This window comes from Ferruginibacter albus, from assembly GCF_020042285.1.
GTDB lineage: Bacteria > Bacteroidota > Bacteroidia > Chitinophagales > Chitinophagaceae > Ferruginibacter > Ferruginibacter albus.
Genome location: NZ_CP083388.1, coordinates 1,110,059 through 1,130,853, shown reverse-complemented (window position 1 = coordinate 1,130,853; position 20,795 = coordinate 1,110,059). Strand labels below are relative to the sequence as shown.

21 protein-coding genes are annotated in these 20,795 nt (G+C 38.5%); 7 read left to right on the top strand and 14 right to left on the bottom strand.

The annotated features are described in order from the left end of the window. Nucleotides 1-98 precede the first annotated feature (98 nt). The 3 genes from K9M53_RS04975 to K9M53_RS04965 form a co-directional block, all read right to left on the bottom strand. On the bottom strand, nt 99-542 hold the full coding sequence (locus K9M53_RS04975; RefSeq protein ID WP_224018527.1) for a VOC family protein: 444 nt from the start codon (nt 540-542) through the stop codon (nt 99-101). Nucleotides 543-709: 167 nt separating this feature from the next. Then, nucleotides 710-1,426 (bottom strand): hypothetical protein, encoded by a 717-nt coding sequence (locus tag K9M53_RS04970; RefSeq protein ID WP_224018526.1) that lies wholly within the window; start codon nt 1,424-1,426, stop codon nt 710-712. Nucleotides 1,427-1,685: 259 nt separating this feature from the next. Then, nucleotides 1,686-1,901, bottom strand: a complete 216-nt coding sequence (locus K9M53_RS04965; RefSeq protein WP_224018525.1) for a hypothetical protein — start codon at nt 1,899-1,901, stop codon at nt 1,686-1,688. A gap of 174 nt (nt 1,902-2,075) precedes the next feature. On the opposite strand from K9M53_RS04965, the gene K9M53_RS04960 reads away from it, so the two are divergent. Beyond that, a complete protein-coding gene (locus K9M53_RS04960; RefSeq protein ID WP_224018524.1) occupies nt 2,076-2,756 on the top strand; it encodes a hypothetical protein in 681 nt (226 codons plus the stop codon). 341 nt (nt 2,757-3,097) lie between these two features. Here K9M53_RS04960 and K9M53_RS04955 read toward each other — a convergent pair whose 3' ends face one another. Continuing rightward, nucleotides 3,098-6,853 carry a fibronectin type III domain-containing protein gene (locus K9M53_RS04955; protein ID WP_224018523.1) on the bottom strand — a complete coding sequence of 1,252 codons (3,756 nt, stop codon included), beginning with the start codon at nt 6,851-6,853 and terminating at the stop codon, nt 3,098-3,100. A 138-nt stretch (nt 6,854-6,991) separates the two neighbouring features. On the opposite strand from K9M53_RS04955, the gene K9M53_RS04950 reads away from it, so the two are divergent. Beyond that, complete coding sequence (locus K9M53_RS04950; protein ID WP_224018522.1) at nt 6,992-7,417, top strand: cupredoxin domain-containing protein; 426 nt, start codon at nt 6,992-6,994, stop codon at nt 7,415-7,417. Between the two features lie 151 nt (nt 7,418-7,568). Here the strand turns inward: K9M53_RS04950 and K9M53_RS04945 are convergent, their stop codons facing one another. Then, nucleotides 7,569-8,036: a DinB family protein gene (locus K9M53_RS04945; RefSeq protein WP_224018521.1), complete on the bottom strand. Its 468-nt coding sequence runs from the start codon at nt 8,034-8,036 to the stop codon at nt 7,569-7,571. Nucleotides 8,037-8,192: 156 nt separating this feature from the next. On the opposite strand from K9M53_RS04945, the gene K9M53_RS04940 reads away from it, so the two are divergent. Both K9M53_RS04940 and rnhA read left to right on the top strand, forming a co-directional pair. Beyond that, nucleotides 8,193-9,866, top strand: a complete 1,674-nt coding sequence (locus K9M53_RS04940) for an acyl-CoA carboxylase subunit beta (RefSeq protein WP_224018520.1) — start codon at nt 8,193-8,195, stop codon at nt 9,864-9,866. Nucleotides 9,867-9,959: 93 nt separating this feature from the next. Further along, nucleotides 9,960-10,427: a ribonuclease HI gene (gene rnhA, locus K9M53_RS04935; protein WP_224018519.1), complete on the top strand. Its 468-nt coding sequence runs from the start codon at nt 9,960-9,962 to the stop codon at nt 10,425-10,427. Nucleotides 10,428-10,437: 10 nt separating this feature from the next. Here the strand turns inward: rnhA and K9M53_RS04930 are convergent, their stop codons facing one another. Beyond that, a complete protein-coding gene (locus tag K9M53_RS04930) occupies nt 10,438-11,076 on the bottom strand; it encodes a hypothetical protein (protein ID WP_224018518.1) in 639 nt (212 codons plus the stop codon). A 30-nt stretch (nt 11,077-11,106) separates the two neighbouring features. Further along, nucleotides 11,107-11,685 carry a DUF6580 family putative transport protein gene (locus tag K9M53_RS04925; protein ID WP_224018517.1) on the bottom strand — a complete coding sequence of 193 codons (579 nt, stop codon included), beginning with the start codon at nt 11,683-11,685 and terminating at the stop codon, nt 11,107-11,109. Nucleotides 11,686-11,741: 56 nt separating this feature from the next. Here K9M53_RS04925 and K9M53_RS04920 point away from each other — a divergent pair, with 56 nt between their 5' ends. Next, a complete protein-coding gene (locus tag K9M53_RS04920) occupies nt 11,742-12,098 on the top strand; it encodes a YraN family protein (protein WP_224018516.1) in 357 nt (118 codons plus the stop codon). A 12-nt stretch (nt 12,099-12,110) separates the two neighbouring features. Further along, nucleotides 12,111-12,962, top strand: coding sequence for an XAC2610-related protein (locus K9M53_RS04915; RefSeq protein ID WP_224018515.1), 852 nt, complete (start codon nt 12,111-12,113; stop codon nt 12,960-12,962). 2 nt (nt 12,963-12,964) lie between these two features. Here the strand turns inward: K9M53_RS04915 and K9M53_RS04910 are convergent, their stop codons facing one another. Further along, complete coding sequence (locus tag K9M53_RS04910; RefSeq protein WP_224018514.1) at nt 12,965-13,471, bottom strand: YkgJ family cysteine cluster protein; 507 nt, start codon at nt 13,469-13,471, stop codon at nt 12,965-12,967. Between the two features lie 82 nt (nt 13,472-13,553). Here K9M53_RS04910 and xerD point away from each other — a divergent pair, with 82 nt between their 5' ends. Next, nucleotides 13,554-14,453, top strand: a complete 900-nt coding sequence (xerD, locus tag K9M53_RS04905; protein WP_224018513.1) for a site-specific tyrosine recombinase XerD — start codon at nt 13,554-13,556, stop codon at nt 14,451-14,453. A 73-nt stretch (nt 14,454-14,526) separates the two neighbouring features. On the opposite strand, the gene K9M53_RS04900 is transcribed toward xerD, so the two are convergent. The 6 genes from K9M53_RS04900 to K9M53_RS04875 all read right to left on the bottom strand — a co-directional run bounded on the left by K9M53_RS04900 (nt 14,527) and on the right by K9M53_RS04875 (nt 20,795). After that, entirely contained in the window at nt 14,527-15,543 is a 1,017-nt protein-coding gene (locus K9M53_RS04900) for a carboxypeptidase-like regulatory domain-containing protein (protein WP_224018512.1), read from the bottom strand. A gap of 68 nt (nt 15,544-15,611) precedes the next feature. Further along, nucleotides 15,612-16,430 (bottom strand): T9SS type A sorting domain-containing protein, encoded by an 819-nt coding sequence (locus K9M53_RS04895; RefSeq protein WP_224018511.1) that lies wholly within the window; start codon nt 16,428-16,430, stop codon nt 15,612-15,614. 167 nt (nt 16,431-16,597) lie between these two features. Continuing rightward, entirely contained in the window at nt 16,598-17,395 is a 798-nt protein-coding gene (locus tag K9M53_RS04890; RefSeq protein ID WP_224018510.1) for a polyprenol monophosphomannose synthase, read from the bottom strand. Nucleotides 17,396-17,473: 78 nt separating this feature from the next. Further along, nucleotides 17,474-18,247, bottom strand: a complete 774-nt coding sequence (locus tag K9M53_RS04885) for a 3'-5' exonuclease (protein WP_224018509.1) — start codon at nt 18,245-18,247, stop codon at nt 17,474-17,476. Between the two features lie 280 nt (nt 18,248-18,527). Next, nucleotides 18,528-19,829 carry a threonine synthase gene (thrC, locus tag K9M53_RS04880; protein ID WP_224018508.1) on the bottom strand — a complete coding sequence of 434 codons (1,302 nt, stop codon included), beginning with the start codon at nt 19,827-19,829 and terminating at the stop codon, nt 18,528-18,530. A gap of 42 nt (nt 19,830-19,871) precedes the next feature. Beyond that, on the bottom strand, nt 19,872-20,795 hold the full coding sequence (locus K9M53_RS04875; protein WP_224018507.1) for a homoserine kinase: 924 nt from the start codon (nt 20,793-20,795) through the stop codon (nt 19,872-19,874).

The window sequence follows — 20,795 nt, the reverse complement described above, 5'->3', positions numbered from 1 at the left end:
ATTTTTTCTCAGACTTTATTCACTTGAACATAACCGCCGATCATGAACAGCATGAAACAAACCATTACAAGTTTCCTATTACAACAATTGCTTTTACTTTATTTCTGTCCATTATGCCTTGCATCAAACTCAATGATCCATTCAATACCATATTTATCTCTGAACATTCCAAAATAAGAGCCCCAGGGACTATCTCCTATTGGCGCTTCTACTTCTCCCCCTTCCGAAAGTCCGTTAAATATTCTATCAGCTTCTTCCTTGCTTTCTGCGCTAACGGATATTTTACTTCTGTTCTCCTTTTCATTAACTACTCCCATAAAAGCAGGAACATCATTTGCCATTAATATATTGTCTTTCCCGATAGGCAAAGCAATGTGCATTATCTTGTTAAGCTCACTCTCATTTAATTGAGCTTTATGATCGTCCGGCAGATCTTTAAAGCGAACTATTCTTGCAATTTCGCCGCCAAATACCGATTTGTAAAAACCAAATGCTTCTTCGGCATTGCCGTTGAACATGATGTAAGGATTGATGATTGCCATGATCTTTATTTTTTTAGTGATTGTTTTTTGCAGACACAAATCTCGCTAACAAATTTGATATAATTACTGTGTAAATGCGACAATACTATGGGAAAATGCGAAAGTGAAAGATCACACTATCGATACCTTGTCACTTAGCGAAAAAACGCAATGTTGCAATAGTTTTATTATTCAACCGGAAGCTTTAAAGGCAGTAATGTTGTGTCGCTCAGCTTGCTCGCAATAAATTCTAAAAGTATGTATTCTTCAATTGTTGTCGGATTTACAGACGTATATCTTGCGACTGGACCATGCACACCCATTCCAATGGCTCCATTAATAACTTCAGGCTCGTCAGCCAAGATTGAAATTTTTGTTGAGTTATTATTTATTTTGTCGAGTTTGACAATAAAATTTGCAGTGTATTCTAAAGGGTGATCTCCTGAAAAATAAAATTTTGAAAGCCAAACTTCACGAAAGTCATGCAAAAAAATATCGTTTGAAGTATTTGGTTTTGAAAAATATTTTCTACTAAAAACTGTGTCCTTTTTTGTTTCTGCCTGGAAAGTTAAAGGCATAACAAAAGCACCATTAGCTACCACATTATAAAATACTTTACCTAAAATTTTATTGCTCATTTGATTCTCAATATTAAACAAACCAACAATTGTATCTTTTAATTTATCGATCTGAAAATTAAAAACGTGCTCAGGGATATTTTTAATTGGAAAGGACTTTGTCTGAATAGATTCAGTTGTTGTAATGTTGTCTGATATTTTCTTCGCTAAAATTGTATCGCCACTTGACAGTGCTTGTACAAATTCGTCATATTCTCTTTGTGCAACCGTTATTGTTGAAAAAGAAATCAAGAGAAGCAGAGTCAATATTATTTTACAGTTATTCAATGTATTAAGTTGAGGAATTATTCATATGATTATTACTGACACATAAATTTATAGTATTGCATATTATTTCCAAAACTCTATTTCTATTTCCCATTTGACCTACATCATCCTAAACTTTTCCAATTGTCTTAAACATTACAACATTACCCACAATCTTTTTTAGTTTAATTTATTTGCTTCCGTATTCATTATCCTCTATATCCGCTGTAAAAGTCTTCCCTATTTTATAAAGCACCAAGTTATTTGAACCGGTTCCAAATCAATTTTCAGCAGTACAAAATGATTTTGCAGCACTGCAGGCAGTAATCGTAACAGTACAAGCTTTTACTGTAACAGTGCACACCAATGTTGCGGCAGTACAGGCAACGATTGTACTAGTGCAAGTAGTACTTGCAGCAGTGCAAGCAGATCTTGGAGCACTACAAACATTCGCTGTAACAATACAGATCGCAGTTGCGGCAATACAAGCAGCCATGGCGGCAGTACAACAAAAGGTGCAGGCAGTACAGTGAAAGATTGCGGCAATACAACCACTACTTGTAACAATACATTTTAAAACTGTGAATAAGTATATGGCTATACGATCAATCCATTGTCAACCATTTTTTATTAATAATTAAAAATCCCGATTATGTCAAAACGATCATTCATGCCCAGAACCGATCTGGAAAAAATCAAGTGGCTTAATAATTTTTCTGCAAAGCTTGGCATCTATGCCGACAAGTATCATATTAGCGGCGACGATGTCGTCAATATGAAAGCAGGCGCTGTATGGTTTAGTTATTGGATGGACGATCGCAACAAACAAATGGAATATGTTGCAAAACTTACTCAGCACAAAAATGAGATCATTAACGGCGTACCCGATGGCGCAACTGCCAGTGTGCCGCCTACACCTCCAATCAGGACAGAAATGCCGCCTATTGTTCCGCCCGGTGTTTTTAAGCGTGCTTCCGCTATTGGCAGAAGTATTAAAAACAACATCTCATATACGGTTGCTGATGGCAATGATCTTGGACTGGAAGGTGCAGAAGAGGTAACAGACATACATCAAATGAAGCCGGTACTGAAACTACGACTTATAGCCGGCGGGCATCCGGAACTTATATGGAAGAAAGAACATATGGACGGCATTGAGATCTATGTGGACAGAGGCACCGGTAACTGGCAGTTACTGGCTTATGATACTCATCCCAACTATACGGATACAGCTGCCCTGCCTGCTTCGGGCACCAGCGCTGTATGGATCTACAAAGCCATTTATCATTATGATGATGAGCAGGCAGGCATGTGGAGCGATCCTGCAAGTATAACAGTTACGGGTAATTGATATTTGTAGTATGTTATAAAAGCATCGCTTTAATAACAGCCCGTCTTCGACAAGCTCAGACTTACAGCATTATTATTGTTCAGCTATTAAAAAAGTCAGCTTTAAATTAAAAAGAAGGATGGTTTGTTATTTATAAAAAGGCTTTAAGCTTTTCAGCTTTCAATCCACAATTCATGTACTGTCAGTCTGAGCTTGCCGAAGACGATCCCGTAAATAGATCAAATCGCAAACGCTGCAATTCATTGCTTCTTTGCCTTATCAATATTTACTCCAATAATTTTAAAACAAAAAGAGCTGCTACTAGCAGCCCTTTTCTTTTTGGTACGTCTCAGAGGTAATAACTACAGTATAATAATTTTTCGTGTGCTTGCTTTGCCTTTCGCATTTATCAATAACACCTGGTAATTGCCTGCTGCCAATCCTTTTACATTTACGGTGGCAGATGTTCCGGTAAAGGAGAATTGTTTTACAGTATTTCCATTCACATCAATCAATCTCGCTTGTTTAACGCCCTCATCAGTAACTGAAATCACAACGTTTCCGTTGCGTACAGGGTTTGGATATACTGTTACAGCATCGAGATCCACTACAGGTGCAATCGAAGGACGCAATACGCTGCCCGATACAGTAATGATATCATCTTCGTACTTTTTATAATTGTCTTCGCTTAGATCTTTTGCCTCAGTACCATCATTATAAAATTCATACCCGCCGTTATCACTTATTACCTGTAGCTTGTTTAATTGCAACACGCCATTCTGCTGCACTTCAACACAGGCTTCTGCATTCAGGTTAGTAATATTCATTGCTGTTATTTGCACGGGCTTATCACTTGCATTACCTGTCCATTTATATAAAGCGCCGGTTAAAGGATCTCCTGCATAATTACCTGCTACGATAATATAATCTCCATTTGATAAGCGTACAATATCACGAATACCGCGTTTACCCAAATCCAATTCAATAGGCGCTCCCAATGTTGGATTGCCCGAAGGATTTCCATTGTTGAACCATGTTTCGAAATTTGATAAAGGAGCGATCAATGCTTTTGTTCTGTTAGATGTAGGAACCAATGGCGCTCTAAAGCCAATGTATAACGTTGTATTATCAGGAGCCAGGCACATGCCTTCTACATTAAAGCCGTCAATTGTTTTTGCATCATGACCGCTGGCAGTGCTGGAGGTAAAACTATATCCATGTGCATCGCCCCAGGTAACCAGCTGCTGGCGTAAGCCTGCATAATGCCCAACTACCGCAAACGACGTGTTGGTGCCTGTTCCGGTTATTGTAGTAGCAAACAAGGTATTGCTGTTAGGCTTGTACTTATTGCTGCTGCCGGCATTGCTCATAGAGCCTGTCCAATATACTCTTGTAGGATATGCTTTACTGCGAACACAAGCTTCTACATCCACTTCACTGTAATTGCCTGCGCTTCCGTCTGTCAATCCTAAGTTATCACCGAAGTAAAAAGTTTTTACAGGCAAGCCGGATTGTTTGCGGTTCACTACATATAAATTATTCTTTTCATCATCGCACACTACCATATAATCATCATCCAATGCCACTACGCCCGATGCATCGGAATAACCGGTATGCCATATAGCAGATACAGGTGTAGCAGATGCCGCCGATGCTGCATAATTTATAGCCAATGTTTTAGAACTGCTGTTACCATTCAGTTTTAATGTCAACGTAATTTTTGCATAACCCACTGCTGCCGGTATGATCTTTACAGTTGCATTTCCATCTGCCTGCGTAATAACAACATTGGCATTGGGCACTACACTTGTTTTGCTGCTCGATGCTGTTAACGTATAATCACTTGCAGCAATGGCATTACCATTATTGGTTACTGCTACTACAATACCATTTATCTGTGAAGGATCTGTAGGATCGCTGATAACACCGCTTACATACGGTGGATTCAAATAGGGTGTGGTCAATGTATTATTAAATGCTATTGCCAATGAAACAGTAACCGAAGCAGTTTTTGCATTGCCTGTTCCGGCTGTTGCGTAATAATTAGGCAGGCTGTTCAAGTTCGTATTGTATTCATACACCGCAAAATAATACGTAGTAGCAGCGCTTAACCCTGTAACAGTTACTGTGCTGCCGGTTCCATCATACACGATCCTGTTGCTGTTGCCCTGGTCAGTAGCAGATGAGTACGCTGCATTTACACCACTTGGCGCTACGCCATCAGTCGGTGTAAAGCTTACGCTGCTGCTCGGTCTTGCTACTACAATTCTTCTTGTTCCATTACCACCGCTAAAGTTTACAACAATGCCGGATGATGTTAGTGTACCAAATGATACGCTGCTTTTGGTTGTAGGCTCTGCTGCCATGGTTGTAAAGCTTTGCTGATCACCATATGCCGTGCCTGCACTATTGATAGCATACGCACGTACATAATATGTTTGATTAGCTGTTAATCCGCTGATAGCACTTGTATAAGAACCCGTGCCGGTTCCATTACTTGTTTTACTGTTAGCCGTTGTTGGATTGGCAGTAGTTGCATACACAACACCTTTCGCTGTAACGCTGGCGCCACCATCAGCCGTTACATTACCACCGCTTGCTGCACTGTTAACTGTAACCGCAGTAATAGTCGTAGTACTAACGGTTGGTAATGCTATAGTAGGCGTAGCCGTTAGTACACCTGCACTGGTTGCTGAATAAGCAGAAGCGCCGGTTGCATTTATTGCTTTTACACGATAGTAGTAAGTGATATTGTTAGCCAACCCGCTTACTGCTTGTGATAATGTAGTAAGATTTGCATACGTTGCATTAACAGAAGCGAACGTATTGTCATCGTCTACTTCTATAGTATACGTAAATGCTTCCGCACCTTGTGTTGCCGGGGCAGACCAGTTAGCCGTGAAGCCTGTTGTAGTAATCGCTGTAGCGGTGCTGATAACAGGTGCGTTTGGTAACGTAGTAAAATTATTTTCTGTGCCATAAGCAGTTCCTACACCGTTGGTAGCATACGCACGATAGTAATATTTTGTATTAGCCGTTAAGGAAGATAAGCTGCTTGTATAGCTGCCCACACCTGTTCCGTTATTAGTTGGGTTAGATGTTGTAGAAGGAGTTGGACCGAATACAATTCCTTTTACAGTAACAGTAGTCGAACCTTCACCGGTTACGTTACCACCGCTTGTTGCAGTAGCAGTTGTAATAGCAGATACAACAGTTGTACTAACAGTTGGCAATGTGCCCGATACCAAATTAATAGTAGTAGTAGCCGGTGCAGACCAGTTACATGCAAGGTCACGATGATAGACAGCAAAAGTTGTATTAGCAGTTATTGCTCCTGCATTCACACTGCCGCCGCTGGCGCCGCCGTCTGTTTTTATTACTTGCCAGCCTGTTGCAGGTGCGTCGCCTACTGCATATATCGCCTGGTTGTTTAATACAGGTGCAGTGGCTGTTCCGGTACCGGTATATTTTAATATCATGGTTGATTGCACGCCGGTGGCGCCGCTACCTCCATCATCCCCACCCGATGTCCAGTTCAATAAGGCATTACCGCCACTGTATGTGCCCGATACAGCTACGGGTGCATTTGGAGAAACCAGGTCAATAGAGCTGTTAGTAGATTCATAGATGATCACATCATCCAAGTAAACAGTCTCTTTAGAATTGGAATTGCTATAATACAAACGCAATTCTCTTGTAGTATTAGATGAATTAGCATACGCAACCGATACCTGCGTAAATGCAGTGTTGGAGATATTGGTATTGGTTAAACCGGTGGTACCGCCGGATAAGGTCATGCCTGCGGTAGTACCTGTATTGCTAGCTTTAACCCAGGCAATGGCATAGAGGTTAATGCTTTTAGAAACCGTGATGTTACTGCGTTTCAAACCACGGTTGGTTCCGGCAGAACTCATGGCAGTTAAAAAAGAATAAGCACCTGTTCGTTTAACGGTTGACACTACTGCATTGCCGGTGGTAGAGGTATTGTTTACCCACGAATCGGCAGCGCCGGTTTCAAACCCAAATTGATAATCCTGTGAAAATATTGGTGAAGCAAAGAGAATGGTAAATAGCAACATAGCAATGGTGCGAAGCACCAAAGTGTTTTTCTTAAGCATAGCAATCGTTTTAGAAAAGCAATATAATAATTTCTATGTTTAACCACCAAAAAAAATGTTGCAATAACATTTAATAAGCAACCTTCTATTTTTTTGCAGCGATAAGATAAAAGCTTTGTTCATCTTAAACTTTTAATTATGAGAGTCAAACTTCTTATCGCAGCGGGTATTTTAATTTTGATCATTTCGTTTACACAATTTTCCTGTAGTAAAAGCAACACCAATGGCGGCGGCGGAACTCCTCCTCCCGGCGGTGCTGCTACAGTAGTCATTAGTATGTCGAACATGCAATTTGTTCCATCAACTACAACCGTAACCAAGGGTACAATTATCAAGTGGCAGAATAATGATCCTTATGCGCATCATATCATCAACAACGATGGAGACAGCACCAGCTTTGAAAGTGGTGACATTTCAGGAACCAGCACCAGCGGTGGGTATTATGGCAACAGCACGGTTCCGGGAGGTACGTTTTCTTATACAACCAATAAAGCCGGTACGTATCCATATCATTGCACTATACATGGCTTGATGATGTCGGGAGTGTTGATAGTAAATGAATAAGTTACCGTTCGGATAATTCCTTTTGATATTATATACTGTCAGTCTGAATTTGTCGAAGGCGCTCGTATTTTTTAGCCCGCTTTCGACAAGCTCAAGCTGACAGTCTTTTATTGTTACAAGGTAGATAGTACTACAAAACCACAGAGTGCATTTATATTGCAGCGTTTAACCTATTCTTTTTGATCAATACAATTTGCCCCAAATGATAGGCATCGTGCAAGAGGCTTCCGTGCAGTAATTGATAAAACGTTTGTCCTTCTTTAGGAGACGGCTTGCTTAAATTTTCTTCCTTGAAATTATGAATGGCGGTACGCAAGGTATGATACGACAATTCAAAATCGTGAATGGTTTGTTTCCATGTTTCTTCAGTTAATTCTTCGGGCAAGCGAAAATCCATAAATGGTGGCGGATTGTTATTTCCATTAAGACGATTATACACCCTGGTACGCCAGTAAATTAAATGCGATACCAATTGCCAGATGCTGTTGTGGTTATCGGAGATGGAAGCGGCTTCCGCATTTACACCTTGTAAGGCTTCTTTAAAGCTTGTTCCTACCCAGCTTTCGCCGTGCTGCAGATCGGTTAGCAATTGTAAAATGCGGCTTACTTCATTAGGCATAATGGCAAACAGTTAGAATTTTTATCAATAGAAGTTTAATATTGTTACCAAACTTACGTAAATTTTGAATTGATTAGTCACTTAGTGCCTTTGAGCATTTGTGGCAATTAAAAAAGATAATAATGGTATGCTGTACAAGTGAGTGACACAACGATGATGAGTAAACGCACTATGCTTGCTACAAAAACAACTACGCATAAGATGAATATAGAATCAAACAAAAACGAAGACGCCATGAAACTGGCTTGGGCACAAGCTAAACAGCGGCTGCAAAAGATCTATGAAGGTGGTGGCAAAAAATCGATCGACAAACAAAAAGAACGCGACAAGTTGACTGCCCGTGAACGCATTGATCATTTACTAGACAAAGGCAAGCTGTTCACAGAGATCGGTGCTTTTGCAGGTTATGAAATGTATGAAGAATATGGCGGTTGTCCGTCAGGCGGTACCGTTAGTGGCATCGGTTATGTAAGCGGCAGGCAATGTGTAATTGTAGCGAATGATCAAACCGTGAAAGCAGGTGCCTGGTTCCCTATTACCGGCAAAAAGAATCTGCGCATGCAGGAGATCGCTATTGAAAATAAATTACCCATTATTTATTTGGTGGATAGCGCCGGTGTTTTTCTTCCTTTACAGGATGAAATATTTCCCGACAAAGAACATTTTGGCAAGATCTTTTATAACAATGCCCGTATGAGTGCTATGGGCATTACACAGATTGCTGCTGTGATGGGCGCTTGTGTGGCAGGTGGCGCCTACCTTCCGATAATGAGCGATGAGACATTGATGGTAGAAGGTAATGGATCTATTTATTTAGCGGGACCTTATTTGGTAAAAGCTGCTATTGGTGAAGATGTTGACAGTGAGACATTGGGTGGTGCTGATACGCATAATGCTATCAGCGGTATTGCCGATTATAAATTTGAAAATGAAAAGGAATGTTTAGACCAGGTAAAGAAAATAATCGGTTCGTTAGGACATACAAAAAAAGCAGGCTTTGATAGAGTTGAAGCAAAAGCCCCTTCCAAAAAACAAGAAGACATTTATACCATCATCAGCGAGAATAATACCAAGCCTTATGACGTAACAAAGATCATTGAATGTTTTGTGGATGCCGATAGCTTTACACAATTCAAGGAAGAGTATGGCAAGACGATCGTTTGCGGTTATGCCCGTGTTGATGGCTGGTCGGTGGGCATTGTGGCCAACCAACGTTTGATCGTAAAAACACAAAAAGGCGAAATGCAGTTAGGCGGTGTTATTTATAATGACAGTGCAGACAAAGCTGCCCGCTTTATTATGAACTGCAATCAAAAGAAAATCCCTTTGGTGTTTTTGCAGGATGTTACCGGCTTTATGGTAGGCAGCAGAAGCGAACATTCCGGCATTATTAAAGACGGCGCTAAGCTGGTGAATGCAGTTGCTAATTCTGTTGTTCCGAAAATTACTTTTATTACCGGCAACAGTTATGGTGCCGGCAATTATGCCATGTGCGGCAAAGCCTATGATCCCCGGTTTATTTATGCATGGCCCTCTGCTAAGATCGCAGTAATGGGTGGTGAACAGGCTGCCAAAACATTATTGCAAATACAGGTGGCTGCATTAAAATCAAACGGCAAAGAAATTACTACCGAAGAAGAAAATAAATTGTTGAATGAGATCATAGCACGTTATAATGCACAAACCACTCCTTACTATGCTGCTGCACGTTTATGGGTAGACGATATTATCGACCCTGCCTCTACCAGAACATTAATATCGGAAGCAATTGCTGCAGCTGATAATAACGACCATATTGCTGAATTTAAAACGGGCGTGTTCCAGGTATAAATACATTTTCACACAACGCAAACAAAGAAAGACAAAGTGAACAACGTTGTTTCTTGGTATTCGTAGTTAGCTTTGTGTGAAACAAGATCTCTTATGTCTTCTAAACAGGTAATCGTTTATACAGATGGTTCTTCACGAGGTAACCCCGGTCCCGGTGGCTATGGTGTTATTTTAATATGGGGTACCGTGAGAAAAGAATTGTCACAAGGTTATCGCAGAACCACTAACAACCGCATGGAGTTAATGGCGGTGATCGCTGCATTGGAAGCGATGAAAAAAGATAATCTTCAATTACTGGTTCATTCGGATAGCTCTTATGTAGTAAAAGCAATTGAAGAAGGCTGGCTGAAGAACTGGATAAGAACCAATTTTAGCGGCGGCAAAAAGAACAGAGATCTTTGGATGCGCTTTCATCAACTATCACAAAAGCACCAGGTAAACATGAAATGGGTGAAAGGTCATGCAGACAATCCTTATAACAATCGATGTGATGAATTAGCTACTGCTGCTGCAGACGGAGGAAATTTATTGGTAGATGAAGGTTATGAGTCTGAACAATGACAGAATAAAGCTACCAAAACTTCCACCATCTTTTTTTAGGTTTTGCCCAGACTTTAGTTTGCGTGTAATAATCCGATCCTTTGAACTCAAGAGAGTGCCCTTCATAGTCGATTCTATATTTACTGCCGTTAAAGTCTGTTAATGCTATATATGTTTCGTGCATTTCAAAAGGATTTCCTTCGTATAGACAAACAAAAATGTCTGCGCCGCCAAAATTCCAAAGTATTTTTCCGGTTCTGTCTATTCTTGTTATGGAGGTTTCCCCATGAGAAATGAAAGTATCCTTGTATTGATAAATAGAAAAGCAAGTTGCCCAATCTGCTTCCGTCATCCAATTTTGTTCTAAACCCGGTAAGGTCAAACTGAATAACTTATTGCAGCATCGAACGATCAGATTATTGTCATCAATTAAGGCCGTATCGCTGTGAACACCTGTACCTCCACCTGTTGCCAAAATAATGGCACTATTGATAAGGTTATTGTTCTGATAAATTTTTACAGCATGTTGTGAAGTTGGTGAATACAGCTTGTCTTGGTCTGCCTGTATCACCTTATCATAACTACTTGCAGGACTGTCTGCTGTTTGATTAAAGGAAGGATCGTCAAAGAGTTCTATCGTGAGGTCGTTATGTTGTAGAGTAACTGCCATTAAAATTGCATGCGACCTGTAAATCCGGTTCTACGCTACCGCAACAGTTTTCTTTACCCAATATTTATTGGCTAAATAATAACCTCCAAACAACACTGTACTAAAGAATAAAGTGGCGAACAAGCTATTTTGATAGAAAGGAATTGCTTCTGCATAACAACGTTCCAAACCTGCCCATGTTTTAGGATAAGCTACGTTGTTTATATCCAACCCACCGCCTAACCAATCTCCAAAATTTGAAAGGATGAAGAATGCGGTTGCGCCGATAACAGAGCCGGCAGCTATAGAAACTGCATTTTCTTTTTTAACGGCAAAACCGATCACGGTAAGCAGTGCGAACCATAAGTAATTAACCCATTGTCCGCTATAAAAACCGGGCATTACTGATAATTTATTGATGTATAAAACTTCGTAAATAATATCTGAGATCAGCAACGACAATAAAGGCAATATAAAAGACATCTTTTTATCGCTGATGACAGCGCCTCCAAACAAAGCCATTGCAATATGCGGAGCAAAACCCATTGGTCTGCCGGGCATTACTCTATACAAAGAAGCAATCACTATCAATAAAATAAAACTTATTAGGAGAGATTTGTCAAATTTCATCGCACTTATTTTAATACAGCAAAAATAATCAATAATCTTGTACAATAAACAGTAAAATGGCGCAGCACAATAATACCGGTTTCTTTGGTGAAGAGCTGGCTGTGGGCTATTTTATTAGAACCGGCTTTGAGATCATTGCCAAAAACTGGCGATATTCCTATTATGAAGTGGATATTATTGCCAGCAAAGCATCCGTTCTACACTTTATTGAGGTAAAAACCCGAACCGGCAAAAGCTATGGTTTACCCGAGGAAAAAGTGAGCAATAAAAAGATCAGGAATTTAATCGGGGCTGCGGAGCAATATTTATACAAACATCCTCAATGGAAAAGAATACAATTTAATGTGTTATCAATTACTATTTTGCCAAACGAACCGGTAGAATATTTTTTTATAGAAGATGTGTATCTTTAAATTAACACAACCATGAAACAAGTTTTTTGTCTATTAATCCTGCTTTCATTTATCTCTTGCAAAAACACCGTTAATAAAACTCAAAAAAAAGTTAGTGACACAGTTATTATTAAACATGATTCAATTGCTTCTATTAAAAACGATACCCTTCCACGTAAATTTATTTCTTACGCCTCGGTAAAAGTGTATTTAGACAGCCTGCTGGAAGCTAAAAAAGACCTTCCGGCTTTTGAGGAACAAAAGCTGGTATATGATACAGTCGGTAATGCCATCAACAGCGCCATTATAATTGGAAATTTATTTAACCCCGAAACAAAAAGTGCCGTATTGCTGTATCGGTCAGGAGACTCAACCTTAAATTGCCAGGTTTTTAAAAATTTCGGAAATAAATGGATAAAAGATTTTGAATCTACTATGGGATATTATAAAGATGATGAACCAGAGCCCATCAAAATACAAGATATTAATGGCGATAAAATTCCTGATTTGAAAATCATAAAACAATTTGACGTGTCTGCTATTTATCTTCTAGAAATTGCAGATGCCTGGGTTTATAATGGAAAAACTTTTACAAAAATTAAGGATTTTGACAATATCGGAAATGCGGAATATGACTCTATTAACAATAAAGTTTGTTCCTATGTATCGGGAGGTTCAGGAATGTTTACAGCATTCGAAGAATATAGAATTACCAATAATAAAGCAACTCTTTTAAAAACTATCAATTGCGATTATAATTATAAAAATGAAAATTTTGAGTTAACTATTAATAATGGCAAACCTTTTTTTGTAGAGGGGACTGAGGTGTATAAATATGTTCCACGCATTTATCAATCGCATATCAAAGAGCAATTAAAAGAATAAACTTATTTATTAGTCATTTTTTCTTTCATTCGCTCTACCATTTTAAACGTAGCCGGGCAATACTCAATATTTTGTTTGTGTATATGAATATAATCCACCACTTTCTTTTTAGTAAGATGTGGAAACTCTGCACAGTCTGTCGGGCGTATCTCGTAAATAGAACACTTGTTGTCTTTTAGATTTAAGAACTGGCAGGGTTGTTTCTTGTTTTGCCAATCTTTATCACGCTTTTCGTAGAACAGCCATTTATCTTTAAACTGTTCCGGCGTCATTTTAAAGTGAGAGGAGATTCTTTTTATATCGCTTGGTGTAAAAGTAGGTGTCATCGATTTGCAGCAATTACCACAGCTTAAACAATCAATTTGCGGCCATACTTCAGCATCCACTTCGTCTACTAATTTGTGTAAATGCCTGGGTGGATCTTTTTCTATCCTGGTTAAGAATAATTTGAAAGAACGTTTATATTTTTTTACCTGTGTTTTAAACGAACGAAGATTAATAGGTTGCATAGCAAAATTTATATCCACAAATTAAATATCAAGGCAAAAGTAACGGCAAAATTCATCAACTTCACATTTTAGCAATTGAATTATGTGGGAACCGTATAAAAAAGGCTATAAAGCATATCTCCAGCTTGAAAAATCGCTTAGCGATAATTCAGTGGAGGCTTATTTGCACGATATAGAAAAGCTTACTTACTATTTACAAAGCAGCAATACACTTAAAACCCCGCAACAGGTTCAACTAAAAGACCTGGAGAATTTTATTAAATGGATAAGCGAGTTGGGAATGACAGCAGGTTCACAGGCAAGGATCATTTCAGGACTACGCAGTTTTTATAAATATTGTTTAACGGAGCAAATAACAACATCCAATCCTACTGAGCTGCTGGAATCTCCTAAGTTAAAAAGAGCGTTGCCCGATGTATTGAGCTTTGAAGAAATTGAAAGCATTATTTCACAAATAGATCTAAGCAAACCCGAAGGCGGAAGAAACAAAGCGATATTGGAAACACTGTATAGTTGCGGTTTACGTGTCAGCGAGATCGTAAATCTTAAGATCAGCTCTTTGTATTTGGATGTTGGCTTTATAAGAGTGATCGGCAAAGGCGATAAAGAAAGATTAGTGCCCATTGGTGGAGATGCAATAAAGTATATAAATCTCTATCGTAATAATATTCGGGTGCACATTCCGATCAAAACAGGCAATGAAGATATCCTGTTTTTAAACCGAAGAGGAAGCAAGCTTAGCAGGGTAATGATATTTTTAATTATTAAAGAGCTGGCACAAAAAGCAGGCATCACTAAAAATATTTCACCGCATACCTTTCGTCATTCTTTTGCAACACATTTGGTAGAAGGCGGCGCAGACCTGCGTGCCGTACAGGAAATGCTGGGGCATGAAAGCATTACCACTACAGAGATCTATACACATCTTGACAGAGATTTTCTCAGAACTACGTTGCAGCAATTTCATCCTGCATTTAAATAAAAAACCTACGAGCCAGAACTCATAGGTTGTATTCTTACTATAACTGAAACTTATATTGTTTTCATAGGGCAGGCTAATTTATTACGAGGATCTTCCCGGTATGGACTATTTTTTTATCAGGAGCCATTATTTTAATAAAGTAAGTGCCATTTGTAATGCCCGCTTTTAGATCTAAATGAAAAATATAGTCCGAAACCGGCACTTGTATCGTTGCTTCCTGCAGTATGCTTCCATCAATATTTACAACTAATAAAGCATATTCCCCTTTTTGCACATTTTTCATATCAATAGTAACTACAGAATTATGGGATACAGGGTTTGGATAAACATTTATAAGGTTCTTACGATTAAGGCTGTCAATAACTTTATTAAATATTGCAGCTGCTTTAGTTCTTGTCTTTATTTGTTTCTTTCTTCGAACGGCTCCTGCAATCACAACAACAACATCCCCTTGTGTAGTAACCGGTAATACAACTAATCGAATTGTATTAAAGCTATCCGGGTTAACAATCATTGTCTGGCTCTCATAACCAATACTTGAAACTATAATAGCAATTGGTTTGCTTTTATAAGGCAAGTCCAAAACAAAGTTCCCTGCAGAATCTGTGATCACTCCCCTGCTTTTATTCCTTAGGGTAACAGTTGCATAAGGAATAGGCTGCCCTTTATTATCTGTTACTTTTCCTTTGATCGTTTGTTTAGCGGCAACAGCAATTTCTCCTTTTGCAAATAGTTGGTCGCTGTTTTTTTGATTATCTACTATTGAAATACTTTCAGCAACAGGTTGCTTTTGTGCATTTGCTTTTTGAACAAACAAAAATGCCGGTATTAATACACTGAAAAAATAGTTTAACCCAAAGAATGGCTTTTTAGGCGCCGTCATTTGCCGCTCTAATTGTTCCGGCAAAAACCTTCCGCAAACCTCATTGGTTGCTTTATCAAAATGACGAATTACTTCACTATCCGCCATTATTGTAAAATCTATCACCTCTTTTTTGCAGGACAAGCAGAATCTACCTTTTTCGGTTGATGTCATATTATTCCAATCTTCATGACAGGGAGTTGGAATAGAGAATATTGTTTTTTTCATAATCGTCATTTTAAAAAGATGTGAGAATCTAAATCACTTAACCTGTTTCTACTTCGTTTGACAAGAGATCATTTCATGATCATGATTTTTTCTGTGTATGATAATTTTTTTGCAGGATTAATTATCCGCATAAAATATGTACCGTTTGTAATGGTTGCTTTTAGATCCAGATGGAAAACAAAGTTTGAACCAGGCACCTGGATATTTTCCTGCTGCAGTATTTTACCTGATACATCTGCAATTAATAATGAATATTCACCCGTCTGTACAGATCTCATATCAATATTAACAGCAGAGTTGTTGACTACGGGATTAGGATAAACCGTAATGATGTTTCTGCGTAATAAAGTATCTACGAACTTTGTAACTGTTCTTCTTTGTATTACATAGGAAACTCCCATCATTGCTCCAAGCGTCCTTGTTCTATAGCTTGCTTTTACTACTACCGTATCTAAAGATCTTACCGGAAACGGGTCATCCTCTTTTTTTACTTTTGCCGAAAGCAATTCTGAAGAAGTTATTTTTTTAGCTTCAGTAGTATCAACCTGTACTTTTTTTATGCTACTTGTTATGCTTTTTCTTAGCTCTTGTGAACTTGCTCTCTGTGAAAACAAAAACACGGGAATAAAAACATGAAAAAAATATTTCCATGAAAAAAAAGGTTCTTTAGCAACGGCCATTGTTCGATCCAATTGCTCCGGCAAAAAGCTTCCACAAACTTCATTGGATGCTTTATTAAAATAACGTATTATTTCATTATCGGTCATTGCAGCAAAATCTACCACATCTTTTTTACAGGATAAGCAGAAGCGCCCTTTATCGGTTGAAGTCATATTATCCCAATCTTCATGACAAGGAATTGGAATAGAAAATATTGCTTTTTTCATAACAGTCGTTTGTTATTAAATGCAGCAATGAAAAAAATTACATAAAGAGAAAAAGAATTTTTAAAGATATCTGTAAATAGCAATAAAAGCTCAATAGTAGCAATATCGATGAAAGTAATGTGACACAATGATGTTCAATCAGGGAATTAAAGCTTGTATCAAAAAGATTATTTGCTTTCGAGAATTACTTCTTTGTCGTGAAAGGGTGAAGTATTGGTGATGTAGGCTGTATTTTTTACCTTATTGCGATAGCTTTTAAACAGGCTGTGCCAGCGTAATTGTAATACGCCGAGAATACCTTCTTTTACAATGCCTTTGTTCATTTTGCTGTCGCCAAAAGTACGGTCTTTGAAAGTGATGGGCACTTCTTCTATCTTAAAACCAAGCTTCCAGGCAGCAAATTTCATTTCTATCTGGAACGCATAACCGCTGAATTCAATAGCTGATAAATTAATTGCATCCAACACTTCACGGCGATAACAAACAAAACCGGCAGTTGGATCATTGATCGGCATCCATGTAATGAGGCGGGTATATAAAGATGCACCTTTAGAAAGCATGATCCTGTTGGTTGGCCAATTTTCAACAGCACCCCCTTTTACATAGCGGGAACCAATGGCAACATCGGCACCGTTTTTACAGGCTGCATATAAACGTGAAAGATCTTTAGGATTGTGTGAAAAATCTGCATCCATTTCGCAGATATACTTATACCCTTTTGACAAGGCCCAACGAAAGCCGTGAATGTAGGCTGTTCCCAACCCAAGCTTACCGGTGCGCTGTTCCAAGAATAACCTGTCGGGATAAGTTGAAAACAAGGATTGAACAATGGCAGCTGTTCCATCGGGAGAACCATCATCGATGATGAGCACATGAAAACCATCCGGCAGATCCATCACCGCTGAAATGATGCTGCGAATGTTATCCTTCTCATTGTATGTAGGTATGATAACTAATTTATCCAAGATGGAGGTTACTTACTTATGTACGAATTTACAATAAATTTTCGAGCGGTTTCCACTTCTTTTCAACAGTACATCTTATTAGTTGTTTTTTAACAAAGCCCGGTTAAATATTTCGGTTAGTTTTTGCTTGGTGTGTAGTGGAAAATCGCCTTTCATCATCCAGTCGTAATACTGCGGTTCGGCTTTTAATACCTCTGCCACTACTCTTCCTTTATGTTTTCCGAAGTTGAAAATTTCATTTCCTTTATCATCGAATAAAAACCTGCGGGCATAATCCACGACCTTGTCTTCGCCGATCACTCCTAAGATAGACTCAACGGAAACGCCCAAATGAGGATAACGTTTTATTTGTGAAAGCAGCACTTCGATCGTTGCATTAATATCAGCTTCGGCGCCATGTGCATTCACCAGTTCTTTTTCGCAATAGAACTTATACGCAGCTGTTAGTGTACGCGGCTCCATGGTATAGAAAATATGTTGCACATCCACCATTTTACGATCGCTAAGATCTATTTCCATTCCTGCACGCAAAAACTCTTCCATTAATAATGGAATATCAAAACGGTTACTGTTATAACCACCCAGATCGCAGCCTTCAATAAACTGTTTTAATTCATTTGCCACTTGCTTGAATGAAGGTGCATCTTTCACCATTTCGTCGGTAATACCATGCACATCCGATGATTGTTTCGGAATAAGCATTTGCGGGTTTAGCAACTTACGTTTATTTTGACGGGTACCGTCGGGCAAAATTTTTACAATGGCAATTTCAATGATCCTGTCTGTAGAGAGATTAACTCCGGTTGTTTCTAAATCAATAAAAGCAATCGGACGAGCTAACTGTAATGACATAATGGGCTGTTAGGTTTTTGGAGTTCTGTAGAATTTAATTCGGTGGCAAGATAATATTTTAACATCATAATAAGTAAGCATTTATCATAAGCGGTAATTTTTGTATCTTTATGGCCTGATAATTGGTTATAATTTTCTGACAAAATCATTACTAGATGAAAAAAATTATTTTATTTGTGCTGATCGCCTTCGTTAGTATTGCTGTATTAGCGTCTTGCGGTTCAAGCAAAAGAGGCTACGGATGCCCTAATGCTCAAGGTATTGTACATTAATTTTTTATTTACTGCAATTCTGTTAAAAAGGCTTTAAGCTCACTGGCATCTACCTTAATTTTTGTACTCTTCTTTTCCTTTTTTATCTGCTCCTGAACACTTTGCGGAACAGGCACTTTTTCTCCGATCACAGGTTCCACTACATCGTAAAATTTTACAGGATGGGCTGTTTCCAAAAATATACCTTTTTGCGAAGGGTAGTTAACCAGGTATTTTTCCAATGACAGGTATCCTACTGCCCCATGCGGGTCTAATAAGTAACCTTCTTTATCTTTTACTGATTTGATAGTAGCTTTAGTTTCTTCGTCTGATACACTGTCGCTGCTTAATACTTTTTTCAGATCCCCAAATTGATGATGGAATAATTCCAATATGCGAACAAAATTGCTTGGGTTGCCAACATCCATTGCATTGGATAAAGTAGCTACTGCTTTTTTGGGTTGATACTTTTCTGTTTTCATAAACTCCGGTACTATATCATTGGCATTACATGCAGCAATGAAATGTTGTACAGGTAATCCTGATGCGTAGCCTAACATACCTGCGCAGATATTTCCAAAATTTCCGCTGGGCACACAAATCACAGGAGGATTGTTTTTATCCTTCCATTGTTTATAAGCAAAGAAATAATAGAATTGTTGTGGCAACCAACGTGCAACATTTATTGAGTTAGCCGATGTTAGAAATAATTTATTATTCAATTCATCATCTGTAAAAGCCTCCTTTACCATTTGCTGACAATCATCAAAAGTGCCTTCTACTTCCAATGCATGCACATTATTACCTAATGTAGTTAGTTGCTTCTCCTGTACAGAACTTACTTTTCCTGAAGGATAAAGAATCACCACTTCTACTCCATCTACATTATAAAATCCATTGGCAACAGCGCCTCCGGTATCTCCGGATGTTGCCACCAATACAATTACTTTTTGCTTTGCATCTTTTACAAAATAGCCTAAGCAACGACTCATGAATCTTGCACCTACATCTTTAAATGCCAATGTTGGTCCATGAAATAGTTCCAGAGAATAAATATCATCTGTTACTTTTACTAAAGGAATATCAAAATTGATCGTCTCTGAAACAATGCGCCTCAACTCATCTTCAGGGATTGCATCTGCCACATAAGGCTGAATAACTTTATATGCAATTTCTTCGTTTGAGTATTGCTCAATGTTTTCAATAAACTCTTTTGACAATACAGGAATCTGTTCAGGAAAATACAAACCTTTGTCGGGTGCTTGTCCTTTTATAGTTGCTTCTTTAAAACTTACTTTTGGCGATTGCCCATTAGTGCTGTAATACTGCATTGAGAATTGAATATTGAAAATTGAATATTGAATATTCAATCATTAATTAATTACTTTAACTCCCTGTTTATTGATAGTTGTTACATGGGTATGATAGGCTAATCCTATTTTATCATAAATAGTTTTCATTACTTTCTCCACTTCTTTTGCCGTTGCTTCTGTTTTGCTCAACATAAATATAGACGGTCCTGAACCCGAAATACCACCACCCAATGCACCGGCTTCTTTACACTTTGCTTTTACTTCATCAAATCCCGGAATTAAAATACTACGCACAGGCTCTATAATTACATCTTCCAAAGAACGACCAATCAGTTCAACATCATTTTTAATAAAACCTGCTACCAGTCCGGCTATATTGCCCCATTGCTTAATAGCATCTTTTAGTAAAACCTCTTTACGTAATATTTGTCTTGCATCTGCAGTACGCACTTCTATTTGCGGATGTACTACCGTTACAAACAGATCAGGTGAAGGAATGCTTACAATATCCAACGGATAAATGCTTCTTATTAACGTAACGCCACCATAGATACAAGGCGCTACATTATCGGCATGCTTTACACCCGATGCCACTTTTTCACCAAACATGGCAAACCGCACCAGATCTTCTTTAGAAAAAATATTGCCTAATAAATGATTGGCTGCTACTACAGATCCTGCGGCACTTGCTGCACTGGAACCAATTCCACTACCAGGTTTTATATTTTTATGAATGACAACTTCAAAGCCGATCTCTTTATCCAATTCATTTATCATCTCAACCAAGGGAGCACCCGCTGTGTTTTGAAGCGGATCTAGCGGTAATGGGTAGCCGTCGGCACTTTTAATAATAACTTTCTTTTCATTTAAAAGTGCTACTTCCATTAAATCGTTTGGCTCGTTCAAACACAAACCCAATACATCAAAGCCACAAACGAGGTTGGCAACTGTACCCGGCGCTAATATTTTGACTGTCTTACTCAT